Origin of the sequence: Polaromonas sp. (genome assembly GCF_036676035.1) — a bacterium.
Taxonomy (GTDB): domain Bacteria; phylum Pseudomonadota; class Gammaproteobacteria; order Burkholderiales; family Burkholderiaceae_C; genus Polaromonas.
The window spans coordinates 1-22,984 of sequence record NZ_JAKFDR010000011.1 but is presented as its reverse complement, the minus strand read 5'-3'; the positions used below and the strand labels follow the sequence as shown (position 1 = coordinate 22,984).

Genomic DNA, 22,984 nt, shown 5'->3' with positions numbered 1-22,984 from the left:
TTCAGGCCGGTGCCCTGAAAACCAGCACCTGCCCCGCCTGCTCGCTGGCATAGCGCGACAGGTTGGCAAAAAACTCGCCGCCGCCCTTGGTGTCCATCCACTGGTTGCTATTGCATTTATAGTGAAACCCGCCGGCCCTGGCCGCCATCCAGATTTCCTGCAGGGGTTTTTGCAGGTTGATGACGATCTGGCTGCGATTGCGAAACGTCAGCGTGATCATGCCGCCGGTCCGCTGGTTATCAATATCGGCGTCGGTTTCTTCGTTGATCCGGTCGCACGCCAACTCAACCGCCTTGAGCGCGGTTTCAGCCAGGTCCTGGTATTGGAGGTCGGTCATTACAATTCCATCATGTTTGCATTGCTTCAAATTCTAGGCCGCTTGCGCGCTTTCGTTGCCGGTCATGGCCTTGCTGCTGTCGTGGTCAGCCTGGGCGCCCTCGCCATTTTGCCGGGTTGCGGCCAGAAAGGCCCGCTGTTCCTGCCAGTGCCCAAGCCAGCCCCGACCGCCCAGACAGGCACCGCCGCCCCGGCCGCCATCGCGCCCGCCCCACCGACCTCGGCCGCCCGATGAAGCCCGTGGTCTCGCCTTGCCAGGACGCAGGCTACCGCTTGCTTAAAGCTTGAAAACAAAGGTCGGGGCAGCTTTCCACCTTGAATCGGACATGGCTTGCAGGCCAAGCACTGCTTAAGATCCCTAGCAATCAATAGAAATAAACAGCACGTTTTTACAACCCGTCCGTCCATGACAACCCCTACCCTTCCCGGCCACCCCCATTTTGCGTACCGCGGCAACGAGCTGTTCGCTGAAAACGTGCGCGTCAGCGATCTGGCACGCGAACACGGCACGCCTTTGTTCGTCTACTCCAAAGCCGCCATGCTGGCGGCCCTGGCCGCTTACCAGCGCGGGTTTGCCAGGCGCGACGCGCAGATTTGCTACGCCATGAAGGCCAATTCCTCGCTCGGGGTGCTGCAGGTGTTCGCCCAGGCCGGCTGCGGCTTTGACATCGTCTCGGGCGGCGAACTCGAGCGCGTGCGCGCGGCCGGCGGTGATATGCGCAAGGTCATTTTTTCGGGCGTGGGTAAAACCCGCACCGAAATGCGCCAGGCACTGGCCGCAGGCATTGGCTGCTTCAATGTCGAGAGCGAGGCCGAGCTGGAGGTGCTGTCTGAGGTGGCGCTGGCGATGGGCCTTCGGGCACCGGTCAGCATCAGGGTCAATCCCAACGTCGACCCGAAAACCCATCCTTACATTTCGACCGGCCTCAAAGACAACAAATTTGGCGTCGCCCACGAAGAGGCGCTGCGTGTCTATCGGCATGCGGCATCGCTCAAGGGTCTGCAGGTCGTGGGCATCGATTGCCACATTGGCTCGCAGATCACCGACGCCACGCCTTACCTGGATGCCATGGACCGGGTGCTGGACCTGGTGGCGGCGATTGAAGCGGCCGGCATCCCGCTGGCACACATCGACTTTGGCGGCGGGCTGGGCATCAACTACAACAACGACGCCCCGCCCGAGGCCGACGCGCTGTGGCAGCAATTGCTGGCCAAGCTGGACGCGCGCGGCTACGGCGGCAGGAAGCTGATGATCGAACCGGGCCGCTCGCTGGTGGGCAACGCCGGGGCCTGCCTGACGGAGGTGATTTACCTCAAGCCCGGCGAGCACAAGAACTTCTGCATCATTGACGCCGCCATGAACGACTTGCCGCGCCCGGCCATGTACCAGGCCTTTCACGCCATCGTTCCCGTTAGCCCAGCCGCTTCGGATGTGCCGGCCACTACCTACGACGTGGTGGGCCCGGTCTGCGAAAGCGGCGACTGGATTGGCCGCGACCGGGCGCTGGCGGTCCAGTCTGGCGACCTGCTGGCCGTGTTGTCAGCGGGCGCTTACTGCATGAGCATGGCCAGCAACTACAACACCCGGGGCCGTGCCGCCGAAGTACTGGTGGATGGCTCGGCGGTGCATGTGATTCGCCAGCGCGAGAACGCGCAAGACCAGATGCGCCACGAAAAGCTGGTGGCGGGCTGATCCGACCGGGTTGAAATTTGCTATTATTTTGATAGCTGACTACGCAAATTCATCAAGGGGAAAGGCCTATTTTTCTTGATGAACTGCTGCAAGCGCCACCCCAGCAGCACGGCAATGATGGCGGCGTAGACAAAGACTTCGGCAAAGTCGTTTTTACCGGCACGCATCCAGAAAAAATGCAGGATGCCCAGGCCCGCAATCACGTAAACCAGCTTGTGCAGCACTTGCCAGCGCTTGGCGCCCACCGCCTTGACGGCGCGGTTGAACGAAGTCGCCGCCAAGGGGCTCAAGAGCACGAAACCGGAAAAGCCCACCAGGATGAAGGGTCGCTTGGCGATGTCCTTGGCGATCTCGGGCACGTCAAAACCCATGTCAAACCAGCTGTAGCTCAGCAAGTGGACGACGACGTAGAAATAGACGAACAAGCCCAGCATGCGCCGAAAGCGTGCCAGCGCGGACATGCCGGTGATCACGCGCAAGGGCGTGACGGCCAGGGTGAGACAGAGGAAGCGCAGGGTCCAGTCGCCGGCCGCGCGGATCAGGTACTCCGCCGGGTTGGCACCCAGGTTGTTGGTGAGCGCGCCGTAAATGAGCCAGGTAAACGGCAGCAGGCAAGCGATGAAAACCAGCGGTTTCGCCGCAGGGTGCAACAACAGCTTCTGCACGGCGAAGCCGCCGCCGGGCCGCCCCAAGGCGGATTGCGCCCCCTCGGGGGGCAGCGAGGACACGTCGGTGCCGAGTGTGGGGGCAACCATTTTCAGTAGTATTTCTTGAGGTCCATGCCGGCGTAGAGCTGCCCGACCTGCGCCTCATAGCCGTTGAACATCAGGGTTTTGCGCTTTTTGGCGAACAGGCCGTCTTCGCCAATGCGGCGCTCGGTGGCCTGGCTCCAGCGCGGGTGATCGACGTTGGGATTCACATTGGAATAAAAGCCGTATTCGTTGGCGGCCGCCTTGTTCCAGGCCGTCTTCGGCTCCCTGTCGGTAAAGCGGATCTTCACGATGCTCTTGCCGCTCTTGAAGCCATATTTCCACGGCACCACCAGGCGCACCGGCGCGCCGTTCTGATTCGGCAGCACCTCGCCGTACATGCCAAAGGCCAGCAGGGTCAGCGGGTGCATGGCTTCGTCCAGCCGCAGCGCTTCGACATAGGGCCAGTCGAGCACGCGCGAGCCGACATAAGGCATGGTCTTGGGATCGGCCTGGGTGATGAACTCGATGTACCTGGCATTGCCCAGCGGCTCGACCTTGTTGATCAGTTCGGCCAGCGAATAGCCGACCCACGGAATCACCATGGACCAGCCCTCGACACAACGCAGGCGGTAAATGCGTTCTTCCTGGGCGCTGAGCTTGAGCAGGTCTTCCAGCGTGTACTTCGCAGGCTTCTTGACCAGGCCTTCGACCTCGACCGTCCACGGCGTGGTCTTCAGCGTATGCGCATTTCTGGCGGGATCCGACTTGTCAGTGCCGAATTCGTAAAAATTGTTGTAACTGCTGGCGTCCTTGTAGTCGGTGATTTTTTCCATGGTCACCGCGCCAGCCACAGCGGACCTGGCGCCCGCCAAGGCTGCCAGTTTGCCGGGTTTGGCCACGGTTTGCGCCAACGCCTCGCGCCCGGCCCAGCTGGCCAGCGCAGCACCGGCCGCGCCACCGGCCATCAGTTTGATGAGCTCGCGGCGGCTCCGGTAAATGCCCTGGGGCGTGATCTCGCTGGAGACCGGGTGAATAAACCCGCTGGCACTGGTTTTGATCAGCATGCTGTTTCCTTGCAGTCGTTGTCGGTGAGAATTAATGATTGGTCTTAATACGCAGCCACTTCTTACAAGGATTCAGTACGCCGCTACAAGGTTCCGTAACTGTGCAGTCCTGACAGGAACATGTTCACGCCCAGAAAGGCAAACGTGGTCACCGCCAGGCCGACCAGTGTCCACCAGGCGGCCACCGTGCCGCGCAGGCCCTTCATGAGCCGCATGTGCAGCCAGGCCGCGTAATTGAGCCAGACAATCAGCGCCCAGGTTTCTTTCGGGTCCCAGCTCCAGTAGCCGCCCCAGGCTTCGGCCGCCCACAGCGCGCCAAGCACGGTCGCAATCGTGAAAAAGGCAAAGCCGACCGCGATCGCCTTGTACATCACATCGTCCAGCACCTCAAAGCTCGGCAGCCGCGCGGCGATGCGTCGGCGGCCCAGCAAAATGCCGGCGGCAATCAGGCCGGAGACCAGCAGGTAGCCCGCCCAGTAATTGCTGCCGCCCACATCCGCAGGCGATTTGCGGAACACAATCGGCACGAAGCACAGCACCACGCCCAGCAGCCACAGAGGCGTGAGCTTGTACCAGCGGGTTTCATCCGCCTGCTGCTTGATCAGGTAGGACAGCGACACCATGGCCGACAGCGAAAACATGCCGTAGCCAATGAAGTTGGCCGGCACATGCAGCTTCATCCACCAGCTTTTGAGGGCCGGCACCAGCGGCTGGATTTCATGCGCCTCGCGCACCACGGTGTACCAAAGCAGAAAACCGACCGCTGCACTGACCACCAGCATGACAAACGCGCCCAGTGCGCGGGTCTTGTACTGCGCTTCGAAGTAGAGGTAAAACGCCGCCGTCATCCAGCAAAACAGCACGAACACCTCGTACAGGTTGCTGACTGGGATATGGCCCACGTCGGCGCCCATCAGGTAGCTTTCGTACCAGCGCACCATGGTGCCGATCAGGGCCATGCCCACGGCCACCCAGGCGATTTTCGAGCCCAGCGACTCCAGGGCGCTGCTCTGGCCTGAACCATCACGCCCCACGAACATGCCTAGCCCGTAAAAAATGGTGCTCATGAAAAACAGCACGCTCATCCACAGAATGGCCGACTGGCTGGACAGGAAGTACTTGAGCCAGAACACCTGCTCGGCCCGCGCCAGCTCGCCCTGGTAGGACGCGATACCGAGCAGGGCAAAGCCGGTGACCACCATCATCAGCACCCGTAAAGGCCGCCAGAACCAGCCCATGGCAATCGCCGCCGGAATGGCGCCCAGCAAGATGCCCTTCTCGTACACGTCCATGTAAGCGCTGTAACGGACAAAGGCGTAAACACAGCCCACCGCGACCAGTACGGCAAACACCCAGTCCAGCGGATTGCGCCGGGCGAAGTAGCCCGGGCTCAGACTGAAGGGGGTGCTACCACTGGCGCTGAGCGTCGTGGTGGTGGCGCCGGGAATCATGCTCGTGGAACTCATAAGGGTGCCTGCAACAGTTTTGTTTTCAACATCTCAAACTCCTTGTCGCCGTCCATGGTCTTGCGGTTGGCGGACAAAGCCATCGTGGCGTGGCTGCCCGGAAGGGAGTTCTGGGGGGAGCCTGGGGGAGAGCCCAAGGGGAAGGTATTCAGAGATTCTGGCATTGTTTGGCCCGCGCCGAAAGCAGCAGCCCCACCGGGCGTCAGCCAAACCCAGACGCGGCGCTCGCGCACGTACAGCATGGCAAACACCCCCAGAATCAGCAGCGCACAGCCCAGGTAGACAATGGTCTTGCCCGGCGCACGCGCCACCTGGAACACGCTGGCCTGGAGCTGTGTGAAGTCTTTCAGCTCGAACGCCATCGGCGCCGGGTAATGGTGGGCATCCGACAGGCTGAGCACGGCCTGCGCCATGAAGGCCTGGGTTTTTTCATCGCGCGGCAAAGGTTTGAGGCCGTTTTGCTCGCGCGTCATCTGCGCCAGCTCGAACAGCACGCCATTGAGAATGCGCACCAGCACCTCGCTGGCGCGGTTGCGCTCGGCTTCGGGCACATTGGCCTCCATGAAGTCGGAGATCGCCTGCAGCCCGGCCACGGTCTTGGGCGGGCTGCCATCGGCCGCGTTCCCGGCACTCCCGGCATTGGCAGTTCCGGCGCCGGCAAACAGGCTCAGGGCGCGGGATGCCGATGCGGCCAGCTGCTGGGCCAGTTCGGGCCGGTCCGGCGCAATGACCTGGCGCACATAGCGCTGGACGGCCTGCTCCCGCTGCGCCGGGTTGGCCAGCGCCGCGCGCAGGCGCAAAAAGCCGTCCATGCTGCCCTGCTCATCGACCGGAATGCGCAGGTACTGAAAGGGCTCAGCCGGTGTTTCGCGCACGCCCAGCAAAAAGACCGCCGGACTGTCCGGCTGGCTGTCCATCTTCACGGGCAGCATGTAGTTGTGGAACTCGCGCGCCTGACCGGCCGCGTCGCGCAGCTTGTAGCTCACGCTGGGGCCGACGTTGCGCAGCTCTTTCTGTGTCACGGTCTTGTTGGCCGAACCCAGGCGCGAATCGATGGCCTGGCGCAAGTCCACCTTGCGCACGTCCGCCCCGGAAGTAGCACCCAGGCTGTTGTCCGACGCGAAATTTTCAACGTTGATGACCCGCAGCGCCGTGTATTCCAGGGTCATTTTTTCAGCGCCGTCCCCTTGCCCGTTCGTCAGGCTGCTGGTGCCGCCAATCGTGCCCTGGATTTCAAAGGACTTGCCGGCGGCGTTCATCGGAACCGCCTTGAGCGTGACGCTGGAGCCGCCATCGTCAAAGCTGGACTGGTAAATCTCGACACCCTTGTGGCGCGCCGGATGATTGACCTCCACGCGCGCCGGGATTTTTTCGCCGGTTTCCTTGTCGTGGATCACGATGTCGCTGGCAAACAGCTTGGGCATGCCGGTGGAGTAGTACTCGACAATGAATTTCTTCAGCTCGATCGCAAACGGCAAGTCCTGCAGCAGCACGCCGCCGGGCTGGTTCAGCAGGGCCGTGCTGGACTGGGTGCCCTCGGCCACCAGCAGGTTGCCGCGAAAGGTCGGGTTGCTGTCGGCCAGGCGGTGCTTGGCGGGCACGTCGGCAATCAGGCCGCCGCCGGTGTAGGTCGATTTGCCCCCCATCCACATCTGCGCGCGCACGATCAGGTCGCCATCGAGCAGGCCGCCGACACACACCAGCACAATCGCGCTGTGGGCGGCGATGTAGCCCAGTTTGTTGGCCGCGCCCTTTTTGGCGGCCACCATCCAGCCGACGCCCTGCGACGTGGGGCGCTGCTGCAGCTTGACCTTCCAGCCGCTGTGCACCAGCGTTTGCCCGATGCGCGTGGCCGCCTGTTCGGGCGATTCAGCCAGGCTGCCTTCAGCGCGGTGGCCAAAGGCCTTGAGGCTTTGCTCGCGGACGTTTTCCTTGAGGTGGCTCAGGTCGGCCAGGATTTTGGGCGTGTTGCGGGCAATGCACAGGCTGGTGCTGGTCACCAAAAACGCCAGGATCAGCAAGAACCACCAGGCGCTGTACACCGTGTTGAGGCCGACCAGCCCAAACACCTGCGCCCAGAACGGGCCGAACTGGTTGACATAGTTGCCCAGCGGCTCCTGCTGCTTGAGCACGGTGCCTATCACCGACGCAATGCAGATGACGGTCAGCAGCGAGATGGCAAACCGCATCGACGACAGCAACTCCACGGTGGCGCGCCAGGTGCGCGAACCGGAACTGAGCCTGAGACCCTGGGTGGAAACTGTCATGCGTGGCGTGGATTAACGTGGGAGTAGCGTGGGAGGGCGGGCAAAAAAGACAAAAGGCGGGCTTTCATCAGAAAGACCCGCCTTGGTGTGATTGTTTTTCGAGGCTTGGGTTCAATACTGCCGCTGCGCGGCGTGCATTTTCAGCAAAAATAAACCGCGTTCAGCGCAGTCCGGCAATGTAATCGGCCAGCGCCCGGATTTCCTTGTCATTGAGCTTGGCCGCCACCTGGCTCATGGGCGGGCTGTTTTTGCGGCCGCCGTCACGGAAAGCCGTCAACTGCGTGGCCGTGTAGTCGGCATGCTGGCCACCCAGGCGCGGGTACTGCGAAGGAATACCGGCACCGGTGGGGTTGTGGCAGCCGGCACAAGCGGGAATCTGGCGGTCACTGACGCCGCCGCGGTAAATGCGCTCGCCAATGGAGACCAGCTCCTTGTCCTTGGCAAAACCGGGTTTGGCCTTTTTGGACGTGACCCACCAGGCGATGTTTTTCATGTCGTCATCGCTCAGGGCGCTGGCGAAGCCTTTCATGACGGCGTTGTTGCGCTTGCCGGATTTGAACTCCTGCAACTGCTTGACCAGGTATTCAGGGTGCTGCTGCGACAGCTTGGGGTTGCCCGGTGTGCCGGAATTGCCGTCGGCCCCGTGGCAGCTGGCGCACACGGCCGTGAAGCTGGCCTCGCCCTTGACCAGATCGGGCTTGGCGACCTTGGCCGGTGCGGCTTCGCCGGCGGCAAAAGACGAAACAGCAGATGCAGCCAGCAGGGCGGCCAGTAAAAAGTTAACAAACGGCTTCATATTGGGGTTTTAATTAGTTGGCGCAACAAAACTTGCAACCTTCTGATTTTACAATGGCTTGAAGACACGGCTGTTTATTCAGGCCGCCCCTTTTTCTGGCCTGTCGGTGCCCTCCACCCAACGGGCCGACCGCGCACCGCTTGCGCCCTGACCGCACAGACTCCCGACCATGACCACCACGCCCCCTGCCGCCTCCACTGCCCCGCCCGCCTCCGCCACCACGGTGCCCGATCCCAAGATCGCCATGGGCTGGCTGCACACAGCCAAATTTTTGACCACCGCACCCGAGCTGCGCCACCTGCCCACCGTGGAAGTGCCCGAAATTGCCTTTGTGGGCCGCTCCAACGCCGGCAAATCCACCTGCATCAACACCCTGACGCAGCAGCACCGGCTGGCGTTCGCCTCCAAAACCCCAGGACGCACGCAAAGCATCAACCTGTTTTCCCTCGGCAAGCAGGGGGTGACCGATGCCGTGCTGGCCGATTTGCCGGGTTACGGCTACGCGGCCGTGCCCAAAAGCGCCAAGCAGCGCTGGCAGCAGGTCATGGCCAATTACCTGCAGACGCGCGACAACCTCAAGGGCATCGTGCTGCTGTGCGATCCGCGCCTGGGCCTGACCGAGCTCGACGAAATCCTGCTCGACGTGATCCGGCCCCGGGTGGTAGACGGCCTGAAGTTTCTGGTGCTGCTGACCAAGTCCGACAAGCTCAACAAGACCGAGGCGGCCAAGGTGCTGTCGGTGGTGCGGCTGCAGGCCGGTGGCGGAGAGGTCAAACTCTTTTCTGCGCTCAAACGGCATGGCGTTGAAGAGGTGGCCCAGCATTTGTGGGACTGGGTCCACCCGGCAGACAAGGTGGCCCCTGCGGCACCGGCCGCTGCGCCCGCCAGCCCCGACGCCTGAACATTTTTATGCATGAAACAGGCCTGCAGTCCAGTAATAACGAGCGCATTTTGCTATCAAAAACATAGCTACGTGATTGAAACCTGCTGGGTTTGAGACCAATAAGGCTTAAAAACCACCGCAGACTCAATACAGCGACGGTTCACCCTCGGGCCGAGTTTTGAAGCGCTTGTGTACCCAAAAGTACTGCGCCGGCATGGTGGCGATGTAATCCTGCAGCCGGGCATTCATGCGGGCCGCGTCGGCCACCGGGTCATCGGTCGGGAAATCCGCCCATGCAGGCAGCACCTCGACCTCGTAGCCGCTGGCCGTGATGCGCGGCAACAAGGGCAGCACCTTGGCCCGGCCCAGCCGCGCAAAGCGCGACAGCGAGGGCACGGTCGCCGTCGGCAGGCCGTAAAAAGGCACCATCACGGAATCGTCAGGCCCGAAATCCATGTCGGGCAACAGATACAGCGGCTGCCCTTCGCGCAGCGCGGCAACAATCGGCTTGACGCCATCGGCCCGTCCAAACAGGCGCAGGTTCCCAAAGCGCTGGCGGCCACGCAGTATCCATTGATCAACCAGTTTGTTCGACTGGTCCGTGTAAATCGTGGTTGATGGCCTCGGGACCTGCAAAGCCACGCCCGCCCACGCAGCATCCAGGCCCACAAAATGCGGCAAAAAAATCACCGTCGGCTCGGTGCCTGCCAGCTCCTGCACGGCGCCGGTCAGTTGCACCCGCCGCTGGACCCAGGCCTGCGGCGCATGCCACAGCCAGCTGCGGTCCAGCCAGGCTTGCGCGAAATAGATGAAAGTCTGTTGCGTGAGCTGGCGCCGCTCTGCCTCGGAGCGCTCGGGGAAACACAGGGAAAAATTGGCCTGAACCACCCGCCGGCGCGACCCGACCAGCACATACAGCAGCCAGCCCAGCAGCGCGCCCAGGGCCCGGACCCAGGACAGCGGCAAGATGGCAAGCACCCGCATGAATGCGATACCGGCCCGGGTCGTGAACTCACTGGCCATCTGGTGGGGCGTCTTCAAAGGGCTTCCTTGCGTGGTGTCTTGTAGCGCGCATAGCCCCACAAATATTGACCGGGCTGACTGAGCACGATGGCCTCAATCGCCTGATTGATCTGCGTGACCGTGGGCAGCAGGTCGGATTTGGGCGCGGCGTCCAGTCCGGCCAGCGCCGGCCAGATTTTGAGGAAATAGCCGCGTCCGTGCGGCAGGCGTTCGCAGCTGACCGGCAGCATCACCGCCCCGCTTTGCAGCGCCAGCCGTGCCGCCAGGGTCATGGTGTAGGCCGGTTTGCCAAAAAACGGCGCCCAGATGCCCAGGCCTTCGGGCGGCACCTGGTCGGTCAGCAGTGCCACGGCCTGGTTGGCCTTGAGGGTTTTGTGCATCAGACGGATGCCGCTCAAGGAGGCGGGCACCACCGTCAGGTTCGGTCGATGGCGTGCAGTCTGCAGCAGTGCGGCCAGCCAAGCCTGGCGCGCCGGCCGGTAAATGGCGGTGATGGGCCCGTACAGCTCGGCCAGCGCCTGCGGCCCCAGTTCAAAGCTGCCGCAATGCGGGCCGAAAAAAATCACTCCTTTGCCCTGCGCAAACGCCTGCTCGGCATGGGCTTGCCCCTCGAGGGTCACATTGCCCAGGCACGATTCGGTCTGTGGCCGCATCCACAACGGCGGCAGCTCGGCCACAAAGCGTCCGGCTTCGGCAATCGCAGGGCGAACCGCGTCAAACGCCAGGCCGGCCTGCGCCACATTGGCACGAAACTGCGCCCGGTAGCGCGGACTCAAGCCCCAGACCAGCCAGCCCAGCGCGCCGCCCAGTGCGTGCAGGACCGGCAGCGGCCAGCGGGAGAAAAATCGGAATAACCAGAGCATGTAGGGAGCAATGAAAATGACGGGCGCCGGGGGCGAAATGCAGAAGCCACTATAATTTGCCAGTCGCCGAGTTACTGAACAACTTGCAGGGCGACATTAAACCAAACTGCTAAAGCGTTCGCCGAAGCACCCCAGCCGGCAACGCGCCGACAAACTTCATGGAGTGTACGCAATGGCGAACGATTTTCTCTTTACATCCGAATCCGTCTCCGAAGGCCATCCCGACAAGGTCGCCGACCAGATTTCCGATGCGATTCTGGATGCGATCTTCAAGCAGGACCCGCGCAGCCGTGTGGCCGCCGAAACCCTGACCAACACCGGCCTGGTGGTGTTGGCAGGCGAGATCACCACCAACGCGCACGTCGACTACATCCAGGTCGCGCGCGACACCATCAAGCGCATCGGCTACGACAACACCGACTACGGCATCGACTACAAGGGCTGCGCCGTCATGGTCTGCTACGACAAGCAGTCCAACGACATCGCCCAGGGCGTGGACCACGCCAGCGACGACCACCTCAACACCGGCGCCGGCGACCAGGGCCTGATGTTCGGCTATGCCTGCGACGAAACGCCCGAGCTGATGCCCGCGCCGATCTACTACGCGCACCGCCTGGTGGAGCGCCAGGCCCAACTGCGCAAGGACGGCCGCCTGCCCTTTCTGCGCCCTGACGCCAAAAGCCAGGTGACCATGCGCTATGTCGACGGCAAGCCGCACAGCATAGACACCGTGGTGCTCTCCACCCAGCACAGCCCCGACCAGAGCGAAACGCAAACCAAGATGAAGGCCTCGTTTACCGAAGCCATCATTGAAGAGATCATCAAGCCGGTGCTGCCCAAAGAGTGGCTGAAAGACACCAAGTACCTGATCAATCCGACCGGCCGCTTCGTCATTGGCGGCCCGCAGGGCGACTGCGGCCTGACCGGCCGCAAGATCATCGTCGACACCTACGGCGGCGCCTGCCCGCACGGTGGCGGGGCGTTCTCCGGCAAAGACCCCACGAAAGTGGACCGCTCGGCCGCCTACGCCGCGCGCTATGTGGCCAAAAACATCGTGGCGGCGGGCCTGGCCAAGCAGTGCCAGATTCAGGTGGCCTACGCCATCGGAGTGGCGCAGCCGATGAACGTGACCGTGTACACCGAAGGCACCGGCGTGATCCCCGACGACAAGATCGCCGCACTGGTCAATCAGCACTTCGACCTGCGTCCGAAAGGCATCGTCCAGATGCTGGACCTGCTGCGCCCGATCTACGAGAAAACCGCCGCCTACGGCCACTTCGGCCGTGACGAGCCCGAGTTCAGCTGGGAACGTACCGATAAAGCTGCTGCGCTTCGCGCGGCAGCCGGCCTGTAAGGCCGCCGGGCCAGGCCCGGTATCGGTACGTGGGCGACACTCATATCGCGCAGCGATGTTAGTGGCGACCAAAAAACAGACAAGGCCGCTGCGCTTCGCGCTGCGGCGGGCCTCAAATAAGGCAGGTCCGCTGGGGCTTTGCAAACGATCATAAAAAAAACCACCTTCGGGTGGTTTTTTTTATGGGGGGTCGGGTGTTAACAAGCTGATGGCCAAAGGCGCCACTTCCTCACGCGGGCTGCTCTTGCAGAATTTCTGAGCAGCATCGGCGTGGACTGCTCACTTCACGTGGGTATCTCCGTACCTTTGGTCGCCAGCAGGGTTACAGAGGAAACCCTTCCTGGAAAACGGGGCCCGCATCGTTCACAAAACGCCTAGTTGAGACGCCTGCCCTTGCGAAAACATCTTCCACGCCCCGGATTCTTCTACTTTTCTCCCGTGGTCGCAAAAAACGTCTACGTCAGGGCCCGGCTGTCGATGTACGCAGCGAAGTGCTCACTCACTGTGGCTTCGACCTTAAGCAACTGCTCGTCGGTGAGTCCTTCTGCCAACTTTCGCTTGCGGTTGGACAGGGTGCCATTGCCTTGCACGATAACGTCGATGAGCGTGTTGAGCTGTGACTGGCGCATGTCCAGCCAGGACTCCAGCGCTTTGACAGTCTCGTCATGGGCGCGCAGGTAAAGGACTTCTGACAGGAGGTCCTCCTCCACACAGAGCTTGCAGCAATCCAGAATGAATTCGCAGACTTCGGTCGCGTCGAAGTAAGCATAGAGCCAGCGAGGCTGTGCAGATTTGACCAGGATGGTGCCGCTGTCGCTGTCGAGCAGGTACTCCAGCTGCGCGGTGCGAGGGCGCGAGTAGCTCTTGAGCAAGGTCGAGTATCGCTCCAGCTGCTTGAGCATGCGGGATGACAAGGGCAACACGACGCCGGCCGGCGTGAACCCGGACTGCCGCAGCAGGTGGTGCAGCAAGAAGCGATGGAGCCGCCCGTTGCCGTCCAGGAACGGGTGAACGTAGACCAGGCCGAACGAAGCACAAGCGGCCGCCAGGACTGGGTCGAACTCGCCCGTCGACCCAGAAGCCGCGACCGCAGCAACACCTTCCATCATGAGGCCCACCTGGTCAGGGGCCGGCGGGATGAAGTCGGCGATGTTGCGAGGCCGCCCTGAGCGAGAAAGCCAGTTCTGGACTGAGCGGTATTGGTGCTCGGCAACCAGGGGGCTGACAATTTGGTTCTGCCACTGGCACAGCTGCTCTTCACTCAGCGCCCCAGGCTCCCCTGCCGACTCCAGCAACCGTCGAAACTTTGCCGCCCGGTTGTTGTCCGGAATTTCGTTCTCGATGTTGTAGGTCGAGCGCGTCTCCGACAGGTAGAGGTAGTCCGCCGCTCGCGAGAGCATCTCCGGCTCGATGGTGCTCAGCGCAGCCTTAACCTTGTCAGCAAGGCCTTCGTTGAGCAAGGTGGTGAGCTTGTCCGTGCGCCGCACCAGGGGGCTGAACGCCTGATTGCCCAAGACGTTATTGATGACGCCGAACTTGGGGTCGGACACGCCCGGGCCCGTGACGTACTCATCCTCATCCAACAAGGAAACCCGCGGGCTGCCCGGCGGCAGGGTGTAGTCGAACTGGTGCCCGGTGAGCCACGTCGCCAGATGGCCGGCAGTGCGCGAGTAGCGCGAGCTCGGTTTTTCACGGAGCCATTCTTGGACGGTCGTCAAGGCCTCATCCCGCTCAAAAAGTGCTCCGAGGACCGTCAGGTTCAGGTGTTCGCGCTTGAGGGCAAACGTCAGCTGGCCCACCAAGGACTCAGTGTCCGACAAGCGCTGCAGGGGCAGTTCGATGCGCTCATCGCCATCCGACGTGCGGGCATGAGTCTCTATCGTGCGCTCAGTAGCCATGAAAACCCGGCGCAAAGGAGGCACCCGCAGGTTGAACCGACGGATGAGCGCCTCATAACCCAGATAGGTGCGAGCGGTGGCAGCGGTCATGGACGGAAAGGCCCTGGTTATTGGAAAAACGTCTACAGACCTTCAAAAACATCTACTTTTTATCTATTTTACAAAAAAATATCTACATCGAAACAACCTCCCTATGGCCTTGGCGAGAGGGAGAGCGGTCCAGAATCACGCCTAGAACCAATACCGTTCAGTTAAACCCTTGCCCCCGGTTTGTCATCCCGGACTTATATGGATGCCTGCCGGATGGCAAGGGCAATTTGTGTTGCGTTGTGAAGAAGTCGGCTGCTGACTTATATCCGGCAACCCGCACGAAACGGGCCGGCGGTACTCACTCACTCGCACTCAGTCTGTGCGGGTGATCACCCGGGCATGTTCCGTGATGCCGATGACGTTGAAGAACGCGGCCACCAGACGGTTGACGTCGGAAAACTGCACGGACCGGTCCTCGCTTTCGCGGGCGGACACCCAATTGAGCAAGGTGCCCGCCGCAGAAAAATCCACCCGGATCAGCTTGGCGCAGGAGATCACCATCATGTCGGCGCCCATCAGCTTGGCTTCCAGCTTGTCAAGCACGGCAATGGCGTCTCCCTGGATTTGCCCGGACAACTCCACCGTCAGGAGGTTGCTCATCTGCGAGCTCTGCCCCTCCATCAGCGTATCGCCCTCCATGGCGCTGCTGATGCTCGATGGAACCGAGTCCCGGTACACATCGCCAATGATGGCTTGCCCGGGAGCCGGGTCGCCTTGCAGTCCCAATGACTTGTACTCGCAGCGCGCACTGTCCCAGGCGGGCGGCGAGACTTCGTAGGTCACACAGAAATCGAGTGCGGCAAGTTCGAAATCGTCGGGCCGGCGCATCACGCGCAAGGCCTCCATGCGCAGCTGCCACCAGTCCTGGGAGGTGTCGCGCTGGCCGGAAGGCGTTGCGGCCTGCAAGACTTGTTGAAGCTGGGCTTCGCCCATGAAACGCAACTGCACCGGCTGGGCAGACCAGCTGCCAAACACCTTGCACAAAGGCCCAACAGCAGCAGCGTCAATGGTTTTGAGGTTGCGCCAGTCAAGACGCCAGGGCATGGGAGCCTTGCCCAGCGCCACCTTGAGCGCCGCCACCGTCTGGATGCCCATCGCGGAGGGGCAAATCCAGTCGGCCGCCGGTCCATTGCCGGCCGGTTTGCCCGCAGCAGGCGTGCTTAGCTGCTGCACCATCGCCGGCATGGAAAACCACTGCGGGGCCGATCGATCGAAGCGCTCGACAAACTGGATGGCGGCTGTTTCGAATTTGTCCTGCTGGGCGGTGGCGCGGTACAGGTCGAACAGCGCCAGCCAGGTTTCCGGGTGGCCGGCGCGGGGGCCATTGGGGCCCAGCGTTTCAAGCAAACCTGCTTCTGCGCCCGCATCGTCGCCATTGGCAAACCGAATGGAGGCTTCTTCGAGTTCGGGGTCATGCGCCACCTCGTTCAGCACGTCCATCACCGTGATCTTGGATGAAGAGAATCCCGAGCTGCCGCTGTCGTAGCCACTGCCTGCAACAGCGGCCGGTGCCTTGGAGGCAGGCGGGCTGGCTGGCCTGGACGCCGCCGCAGCAGGCACAGGCGTGGGTTCTTGCGTTTGGACGGGAGCCATTGTTGTCGGCGGTGTTGGCGCTGACAGGGAAACAGAGCCGGGCTGCGGAGCCGGTGCCAGCGCCTGAGGAGCGGTGTCTACCGTGCGGGGCAGTGGCGCAGGCGCCGTCTTCAGGTAACTGGCGGGCAGCGCGTTGTCGAGCAGCGGGCTGTGGGTGCTGAGCCTGGGGCCACCTGACGGGCCTGGCGGACTGGCCGGATTGACAGGATTGGCCGCATTGGCCGGTGCATTGCCCTGCTTGTTTTTCCACCACTGCATGGACATCTGGGCTTCGATCTCGTCAATTTTCTTGAGCGTCGAAGCGCGGTCGTCCGGTTTGGAGGGCATGCTGCTCTGAAAAAAGGAGGGCCGCCCGCCCGGATCGTGCCCGACCATGGCTTCGCGCTTGCGCATCTTGCGCAGCATGTCAAATTCACGCTTGCGCACGAAGTCATTGCGCCGCTTGCGCTCTATCATTTCCTTGAGCAATTGCTTGCTCATGGCCTCCTCACGGTCCGTCTCCTTCTCATCCAGGTCGGACCAGCTCGTCGCCGGATTGCGGACGAACTTCACTACCTTGGACAGCAAGCCCGATGCGGTGTCTTCTTTGGCCATGACGTGACAGTATGAGCGCTAGCCGCTTGAATTCAATCGCCAAACATTTTCTGCTTGAGCTCGCGCCGCTGCTGGGCTTCAAGCGACAGGTTGGCGGTGGGGCGCGCAATCAGGCGGCCCACGCCAATCGGCTCGCCGGTCTCGTCGCAGTAACCATAGTCACCGGAGTCAATACGGGCAATCGACTGCTCGATTTTTTTCAGCAGCTTGCGCTCCCGGTCGCGCGTGCGCAGCTCCAGCGCATGCTCTTCTTCAATGGTGGCCCGATCGGCGGGATCGGGCACCACGACGGTGTCTTCGCGCAGGTGCTCGGTGGTTTCGCCGGCGCTGTTGTGGATGTCCTGTTTGAGCGTGGAGAGCTTGAAGCGGAAAAAGGCCAGCTGCTTCTCGTTCATGTACTCGGCATCCGGCATCGCCTTGACTTCTTCGTCAGTCAACTGCTCGGCCATTTTGGTTTTCCAGTTATTGGTGAGTTTGGGGTCTTTTTTGGCGGCCACATGGGGTGGCGGCACGATCACACGTTCAGTCATTATGGTGTAGCTGGCTTTGGCTGCGTCAGGCGCATGGGTAGGCACCATAGGTGCGGGAGGAGTCGTTTGGAGGGCACTTCGGAGCGCGCCCCTGCGGCCCGGCCTGGAAACCGGTGGCGGCGCAATGAGCGCGGGCCTGGGAGCCGGGGCGGGTGCCGGCGCGATGGCCGGCGGCGTGACTTTGGCGGCTTTCACCACCTTGGCCACCACAGGCGTGGGCTTGGCGGTGGCTTTGGGGGCCTCCAGCTTGGTCACAGGTTTCGCGGCGGCCTTGGCGACCGGTTTGGCCGCCACTTTGGCGGGCGCTGCTTTCTTGCTGGTGGTGGCGGGCTTGGCGGCTTTCTTCACGGTGCTGGCCACCGGTTTGGCCTTCGGTGCGGGTTTGGCTGCGACCTTGACCGCTTTTTTCGCAACCGGTTTGGCTACTGGCTTGACAGCAGGCTTGGCCGGCTTTTTGGCGACCACTTTGGCGGCTGCCTTGGCAGCAGGTTTGGCTTTGGCGGCCGGTTTGGCCGCGACCTTGGCGGGTGCCTTGGTTTTCTTCGCTTGGGCTTTCATGGTTTGTCTCCTCTGGGAATCCGCCTGTGGATGAACCTCGGACTGATTCCCGGCCTGGCTGCCTGGTTTGTCTGCCGCCACGCTGGCAGCGGCAGCATTCAAGGCAGCCCTCATGCTTGTTTTTGTCACGCTGCTTTTTTTCTGCCCCTCCTGCCCCATTGCCCGGCTTCCCCGGCTTTCCCGGCTTTCCTGCTGGCTTCCCGATTTGGCTTTCCGGGTATTTTGGTCGGCGCGCGATTGTAGCGGCTCACCGGGGCGCTGTGACACCCGGAAACCAAAACGTTGGAGAATCGAGACAATCATGTAGCCCTCCTGCGCTTTGTGCGCAATGTTCGGACAGCCTACCTCAAACCAGGCACTGCTCCAGCCCTTGCACAAAAATATCTTTGGGCAGGTCAATGCCGATGAACACCATCTTGCTGTTTTTCTTCTCGTCAGCGCCCCAGGCCGGGCCCAGATCGCTGCCCATCAACTGGTGCACGCCCTGGAAAATCACCTTGCGCTCAGTACCCTCCATATTGAGCACGCCCTTGTAGCGCAACATGCGCGGGCCGTAGATATTCACAACCGCACCGAGGAAGTCCTCCAGCTTGGCCGGGCTGAAAGGCTGGTCGGAGCGGAACACAAAGCTTTTGACATCGTCATCATGGTGGTGATGGTGGCCGTGGTCGTCGTCATGCGCGTGTGACGGATGGTTGCAGTGCTCGCCATGCTCATGGTCGTGGTCAGCGTGGTCGTCTGCCTTGAGGAAGTCGGGGTCTATGTCGAGCTTGGCATTGAGGTTGAAACCACGCAGGTCAAACACCTCCGAAATCGCCACCTCGCCGAAATGCACGGCTTTCTGCGGTGCGCGCGGATTCATGTGCGTCAGGCGATGCATCAGCGCCTTGACCTCGTCGTCGGCCACCAGATCGGCCTTGCTGATGAAGATCTGGTCGGCAAAACCGACTTGGCGGCGCGCTTCCTGGCGGTCATTGAGCTGGGCGCTGGCGTGCTTGGCATCGACCAGCGTCAAAATCGAGTCGAGCAGGTACTGCTCGGCAATCTCTTCATCCATGAAGAAGGTCTGCGCCACCGGACCCGGGTCGGCCAGGCCCGTGGTTTCGATCACCACGCGATCAAAGTCGAGCAGGCCCTTGCGTTTTTTGGCCCCCAGCAGCTGCAGCGTTTCGCGCAGGTCTTCGCGAATCGAGCAGCAGATGCAGCCGTTGTTCATCTGGATGATGTTTTCCCGGGTGTCGTTGACCAGAATCTCGTTGTCGATGTTTTCTTCGCCAAACTCGTTTTCGATCACGGCAATCTTCTGGCCATGGGCTTCGGTCAGGATGCGCTTGAGCAGCGTGGTTTTACCGGAACCGAGAAAGCCGGTGAGGATGGTGACGGGAATCAAACTCATGGTGTCAGCCTAAAAATGGAGGGACTACTGTACCTGGGAACAAAATACCAAGCTGGGGAGTTTAGCGGCCCGTAAACCCTCTAGGGTACGCCGCCAATACCACTTTTGCCACTAGTTACTTTACAGCTTGTGTCAAGTACCCGGACGGGTCGCCGGGCCCGTGGCGGCACGATTTTCGCTATACTTTTAATAGCTGTTAGCGCACATTCCACAAGGGAAAGAGCCCGGTTCGACTACTTGAACGCCTTCTTTAAGCGTCCTCTTTCCTGATCAGCACCAGCCCCTTGAGGTATTCGCCTTCCGGAAAGGTGATGGTCATGGGGTGGTCGGGCGCGCCGCCCATGCGCTCGCTGATGAAGGCATCCACCCCGGCGTCCGTCCCGGCAGAGGCCACAATTTTGTGGAACAGGTCGGCGCTGATGCCCCCGGAGCACGAGTAGGTAAACAGCACGCCGCCGGGCTCCAGCAGGCTCAGCGCCAGCCGGTTGATGTCCTTGTAGGCCCGGGCGGCGCGCTCCGCGTGGGCCGCAGTGGGTGCAAACTTCGGCGGATCCAGCACGATGGCATCGAAGCTGCGCCCTTCTTTCTGGAACTGCCGCAGCGAAGCATTGACGTCGGCGTCCAGCATCGTGGTTCGGCCGGCGTCAAAGCCGTTGAGCGCCACATTGGCCTTGGCCCGTTCGAGGGCCGGGCCGGATGAGTCAATCGACGTGACATGCGCCGCTCCGCCGGCCAGCGCCGCGACGGTGAAGCCGCCCGTGTAGCAATAACAGTTGAGCACACGCTGGAAGTTCAGCCGGCGCGCGTACTCGGCAAATTTGCGGCGGCTGTCGCGCTGGTCCAGGTAAAAGCCGGTTTTATGGCCTTCGGCAATGTCCAGGCTCAACTTCCAGTCGTGCTCGGTAATGATAATTTCCGTCCCCTTGCAATTTTCCGCCGGGCCGCCCCCAGGAAAATTAGCCCCTGTTTGTGCTGAAAGGGGCAGCGCAACGCCGGAGGCACGCGAAGCGACAAGCGTGGGGGCACCACTCAACCATCCCGTCGCCTCGGGCAAGCCTTCGAGCGAGCGCACGCTGGCGTCGGAGCGCTCGTAGAGTTTTTTCAGCCCGGTTTGGGCCAGCAAAGCCGGTGCGATGACGCTTTTCCAGCGTTCCACGCCGCAGCTGGAAAACTGCGCGACCAGCGTGTCGGCATAGCGGTCCACCACCAAGCCGGGCAAGCCGTCGGACTCGCCGTGAATCAGCCGCCAGCCATCGCTTTGGATGTCAAACAGGTCCCTGTCCCTGATGGCACGGGCGATGCGCGCTTCGAAAAATGTAGCATCGATGCGCTCGGACTCCTTGAAGCTCCAGGCCCGGGCGCGAATTTTGGAGCTGGGGCTGAACGCCGCCCAGGCCAAAAACTGACCATCGTGGCTCTCCACGCGCACCGTTTCGCCGGCATCGCCGCCCCCTTTGGCAATCGCACCGTCAAAAATCCAGGGGTGGCGCCGCAGCAAAGAGCGCTCTTTGCCTTCCTTGAGTCGTATTGATTTCATGCCGGCTATTGTCGCGGTTTGAACCTAGAAATTGCAGTTGGACGCGCCCGAGTGGGCCGTCATGGGGTGGGCTGGCAAGGCGTGACGACGCTGCGGGCTCATGCCCGCAAGGAGGAGCAACGCCGCCAGCGCACCCTAGGGCGGCTCAATCGGGTGCGTAGCGCTGTCACCCCAAAGGTGAACTCGTGCGTGAGCGAATAAGCGTGTGTTCATGCGGCCCTGCCAGCGGGCAATGAGCGGTCAACTGCGGTTTCTAGGTTGAAACCTCCGGCCCGGCCAGGGCCGTCAAACCGGCTGATTTGTGGTGTACTTGATGGTTCGGCCCATAAATTAGTACTTTTTAAGCATTTGTTGGCATGTGCTCAGTGAATACAGGGACTCGATTAAATTGAAAGTTGAAATGAAAGCCACCGCTTCCTGGCAGGCGGCATGGGCTGCCCTGCTGCCGGCCTTATGGGCAGCACTGCTGCTGGGACTGATCAGTCCTGCCGCCTCGGCACGCGCGGTGCTGGACCTGGACACCCGCGCCCAACCGGTGGCCCTCAAGGACTGGGCCGACTACTGGATTGACAGCAGCGGCCGGTTCACCCCCGAACAGATCACCACCGCTGCGGGCCTGACGTGGCAGCCCACGCAGGCCGAGGCCATTTACCCGCTGGGCACCGGCCAGGCCTTGTGGATCCGCTTTACCGTGCCGCCCGCTCCCGATGCCGAGCGCTGGTACCTGGAGGTGCCCTACCCCTCCATCAACCGGGCCTCGCTCTACACCCTGGACAGCGCCGGCCGGTGGAACGGGCAGCATGCCGGCGACCTGGTGCCCGTGCGCGGCTGGCCCGTACCGCACCGCCACCCCCTGCTGCCCATCGCGGTATCGGCCGAAGTGCCCACCCATTACCTGCTGCGGCTGGAAAACGGCCACTCTTTCAGCGCTCCGCTCGATTTCGTCAGCGAAAGCCATCTGAGCCGCAGCGAGCAGCGCGTCTCGCTGATCCTGGGCATCTTCTTTGGCCTGGCCGGTTTGGCCATGCTGCTGTCCGCGCTCAGCGCGCTGTCCCTGCGCGACCCGGCCTACGGTTTTTACGCCCTCTGCGTGAGCTTGATGGCCATGACGCAGGCCACCGTCACGGGCATTGCCGGACTGCATTTATGGCCCGACGCGCCCTGGTGGAACGACATGTCGACGTCGGTGCTGCCGACGCTGGAACTGGCGGTCACCCTGCTGTTCATTGCTGCGGCGGTCTCCCTGCCGGAGCGCTCGATGCGCCTGCACCGCACGATGGCGGGCGTGGCGGTGTTCGGCCTCGCGCTGGCCGCCCTCCTGAGCGTCGTGTCACCGGGACAGCGCTCGACGCTGACCCTGGCTTATATTTTGCTGGCCCAGGTGCTCGGGCTTTATGTCATGGTCTGGGCCTGGCGCCGGGGCGACCGCTTTGCGCCGTGGCTGCTGGCCGGGTTTTTGCCCGTCATGGCCGCATCGGCTTACATCCTGGCGCGCAATGCCGCACTGGTGCCGATCAGCTTTCTGACGCAGCACGGCCTGCAGCTGGGGGTGGCGCTGGAGCTGCCCCTCATTTTGGTGATCTTGATGCTGCGCAGCCAGCACCGCCGCGAAAACACACGCCGCCTCCAGGGGCTGGACCGGGTCGACCCGGCCACGGGCCTGATCAACGGACAGGTGTTCACCGAACGCCTGAGCCGCATGATTGCCCGCTCCGGGCGGCTCAAGCACCAGAGCGCCGTGATGGTCATCGACATCGTCAACACCGAAAGCATTCACCGGGATTTCGGGCGCAAGGCCGCCGATGACCTGCCCTTGCGGGTGGCCGCGCGGCTGCTCTCCACGGCGCGCGAAATCGACAGCGCGGCGCGTCTGTCAGAGCGCCGTTTTGGCATGCTGATCGAAGGCCCGTTCTCCACCGAGGATGCCGCCACCCTGGGCCCGCGCATTGTGGCGCGCTGCCTCATGCCCTACAAGGGCCTGCATGTCGACTGCGTGGCCCAGGTGCGCGTGGCTTGCGCGCTGGTGCCCCAGCACGGCACCCTGGCAGCCGGCATCCTGGCCAAACTCGAAGAGCGCCTGGCCTCAGCGCCCGCCGAAAGCCGGCGCGCGGTGTTCATGCTGGGAGAGGTGACAGCACTGCCCCGGCGCGCCAGGACCAGGTTGAGTCACTGAGTCAGGGCTTGCCTTTAACCTAGAAACCGCAGTTGGACGCGCCCGAGTGGGTCGGCATGGGGTGGGCTGGCAAGGCGTGACGAGGCAGCAGGCTGATGCCTGCAAGGAGGAGCAACGCCGCCAGCACGCGCCAGGGCGGCTCAATCGGGTGCGTAGCGTTGTCACCCCAAAGGTGAAC

General features: G+C 62.3%; 18 protein-coding genes. 5 read left to right on the top strand and 13 right to left on the bottom strand.

The window, feature by feature from the left end:
- Position 1 precedes the first annotated feature (1 nt).
- Entirely contained in the window at positions 2 to 337 is a 336-nt protein-coding gene (gene cyaY, locus V6M61_RS02660) for an iron donor protein CyaY (RefSeq protein ID WP_332775011.1), read from the bottom strand.
- 12 nt (positions 338 to 349) lie between these two features.
- Between cyaY and V6M61_RS02655 the strand changes: the two genes are divergently transcribed.
- On the top strand, positions 350 to 571 hold the full coding sequence (locus V6M61_RS02655) for a lipoprotein (RefSeq protein WP_332775010.1): 222 nt from the start codon (positions 350 to 352) through the stop codon (positions 569 to 571).
- Positions 572 to 742: 171 nt separating this feature from the next.
- On the top strand, positions 743 to 2,029 hold the full coding sequence (gene lysA, locus V6M61_RS02650) for a diaminopimelate decarboxylase (RefSeq protein ID WP_332775009.1): 1,287 nt from the start codon (positions 743 to 745) through the stop codon (positions 2,027 to 2,029).
- A 23-nt stretch (positions 2,030 to 2,052) separates the two neighbouring features.
- Here the strand turns inward: lysA and V6M61_RS02645 are convergent, their stop codons facing one another.
- The 5 genes from V6M61_RS02645 to V6M61_RS02625 all read right to left on the bottom strand — a co-directional run bounded on the left by V6M61_RS02645 (position 2,053) and on the right by V6M61_RS02625 (position 8,314).
- Positions 2,053 to 2,694, bottom strand: coding sequence for a sulfite oxidase heme-binding subunit YedZ (locus V6M61_RS02645; protein WP_332775220.1), 642 nt, complete (start codon positions 2,692 to 2,694; stop codon positions 2,053 to 2,055).
- Between the two features lie 92 nt (positions 2,695 to 2,786).
- Entirely contained in the window at positions 2,787 to 3,785 is a 999-nt protein-coding gene (gene msrP / locus V6M61_RS02640) for a protein-methionine-sulfoxide reductase catalytic subunit MsrP (RefSeq protein WP_332775008.1), read from the bottom strand.
- Positions 3,786 to 3,868: 83 nt separating this feature from the next.
- Entirely contained in the window at positions 3,869 to 5,236 is a 1,368-nt protein-coding gene (gene ccsB, locus V6M61_RS02635; RefSeq protein WP_442957722.1) for a c-type cytochrome biogenesis protein CcsB, read from the bottom strand.
- 11 nt (positions 5,237 to 5,247) lie between these two features.
- Positions 5,248 to 7,518 (bottom strand): cytochrome c biogenesis protein ResB, encoded by a 2,271-nt coding sequence (locus tag V6M61_RS02630; RefSeq protein WP_332775006.1) that lies wholly within the window; start codon positions 7,516 to 7,518, stop codon positions 5,248 to 5,250.
- Between the two features lie 160 nt (positions 7,519 to 7,678).
- Entirely contained in the window at positions 7,679 to 8,314 is a 636-nt protein-coding gene (locus tag V6M61_RS02625; RefSeq protein WP_332775005.1) for a c-type cytochrome, read from the bottom strand.
- Between the two features lie 169 nt (positions 8,315 to 8,483).
- Here V6M61_RS02625 and yihA point away from each other — a divergent pair, with 169 nt between their 5' ends.
- The gene (gene yihA / locus V6M61_RS02620) at positions 8,484 to 9,215 is read left to right on the top strand and encodes a ribosome biogenesis GTP-binding protein YihA/YsxC (RefSeq protein WP_332775004.1); all 732 of its coding nucleotides are present in this window, start codon (positions 8,484 to 8,486) and stop codon (positions 9,213 to 9,215) included.
- 126 nt (positions 9,216 to 9,341) lie between these two features.
- Here yihA and V6M61_RS02615 read toward each other — a convergent pair whose 3' ends face one another.
- Together V6M61_RS02615 and V6M61_RS02610 are read right to left on the bottom strand one after the other, a co-directional pair.
- Entirely contained in the window at positions 9,342 to 10,220 is an 879-nt protein-coding gene (locus V6M61_RS02615; RefSeq protein WP_332775219.1) for a lysophospholipid acyltransferase family protein, read from the bottom strand.
- A gap of 14 nt (positions 10,221 to 10,234) precedes the next feature.
- Positions 10,235 to 11,083 (bottom strand): lysophospholipid acyltransferase family protein, encoded by an 849-nt coding sequence (locus V6M61_RS02610; protein ID WP_332775003.1) that lies wholly within the window; start codon positions 11,081 to 11,083, stop codon positions 10,235 to 10,237.
- Positions 11,084 to 11,255: 172 nt separating this feature from the next.
- Here V6M61_RS02610 and metK point away from each other — a divergent pair, with 172 nt between their 5' ends.
- Positions 11,256 to 12,437 carry a methionine adenosyltransferase gene (gene metK, locus V6M61_RS02605; protein WP_332775002.1) on the top strand — a complete coding sequence of 394 codons (1,182 nt, stop codon included), beginning with the start codon at positions 11,256 to 11,258 and terminating at the stop codon, positions 12,435 to 12,437.
- 455 nt (positions 12,438 to 12,892) lie between these two features.
- On the opposite strand, the gene V6M61_RS02600 is transcribed toward metK, so the two are convergent.
- From V6M61_RS02600 to V6M61_RS02580, 5 genes are all read right to left on the bottom strand, one after another.
- Positions 12,893 to 14,425: a Fic family protein gene (locus V6M61_RS02600; protein WP_332775001.1), complete on the bottom strand. Its 1,533-nt coding sequence runs from the start codon at positions 14,423 to 14,425 to the stop codon at positions 12,893 to 12,895.
- 312 nt (positions 14,426 to 14,737) lie between these two features.
- Positions 14,738 to 16,612 carry an STAS domain-containing protein gene (locus tag V6M61_RS02595; protein ID WP_332775000.1) on the bottom strand — a complete coding sequence of 625 codons (1,875 nt, stop codon included), beginning with the start codon at positions 16,610 to 16,612 and terminating at the stop codon, positions 14,738 to 14,740.
- 32 nt (positions 16,613 to 16,644) lie between these two features.
- On the bottom strand, positions 16,645 to 17,700 hold the full coding sequence (gene dksA, locus V6M61_RS02590) for an RNA polymerase-binding protein DksA (protein WP_332774999.1): 1,056 nt from the start codon (positions 17,698 to 17,700) through the stop codon (positions 16,645 to 16,647).
- 346 nt (positions 17,701 to 18,046) lie between these two features.
- Positions 18,047 to 19,096, bottom strand: coding sequence for a CobW family GTP-binding protein (locus V6M61_RS02585; RefSeq protein ID WP_332774998.1), 1,050 nt, complete (start codon positions 19,094 to 19,096; stop codon positions 18,047 to 18,049).
- Positions 19,097 to 19,346: 250 nt separating this feature from the next.
- Positions 19,347 to 20,633 (bottom strand): class I SAM-dependent rRNA methyltransferase, encoded by a 1,287-nt coding sequence (locus tag V6M61_RS02580; RefSeq protein WP_332774997.1) that lies wholly within the window; start codon positions 20,631 to 20,633, stop codon positions 19,347 to 19,349.
- A gap of 400 nt (positions 20,634 to 21,033) precedes the next feature.
- On the opposite strand from V6M61_RS02580, the gene V6M61_RS02575 reads away from it, so the two are divergent.
- Entirely contained in the window at positions 21,034 to 22,806 is a 1,773-nt protein-coding gene (locus V6M61_RS02575; RefSeq protein ID WP_332774996.1) for a sensor domain-containing diguanylate cyclase, read from the top strand.
- The last annotated feature ends 178 nt before the right edge of the window (positions 22,807 to 22,984 follow it).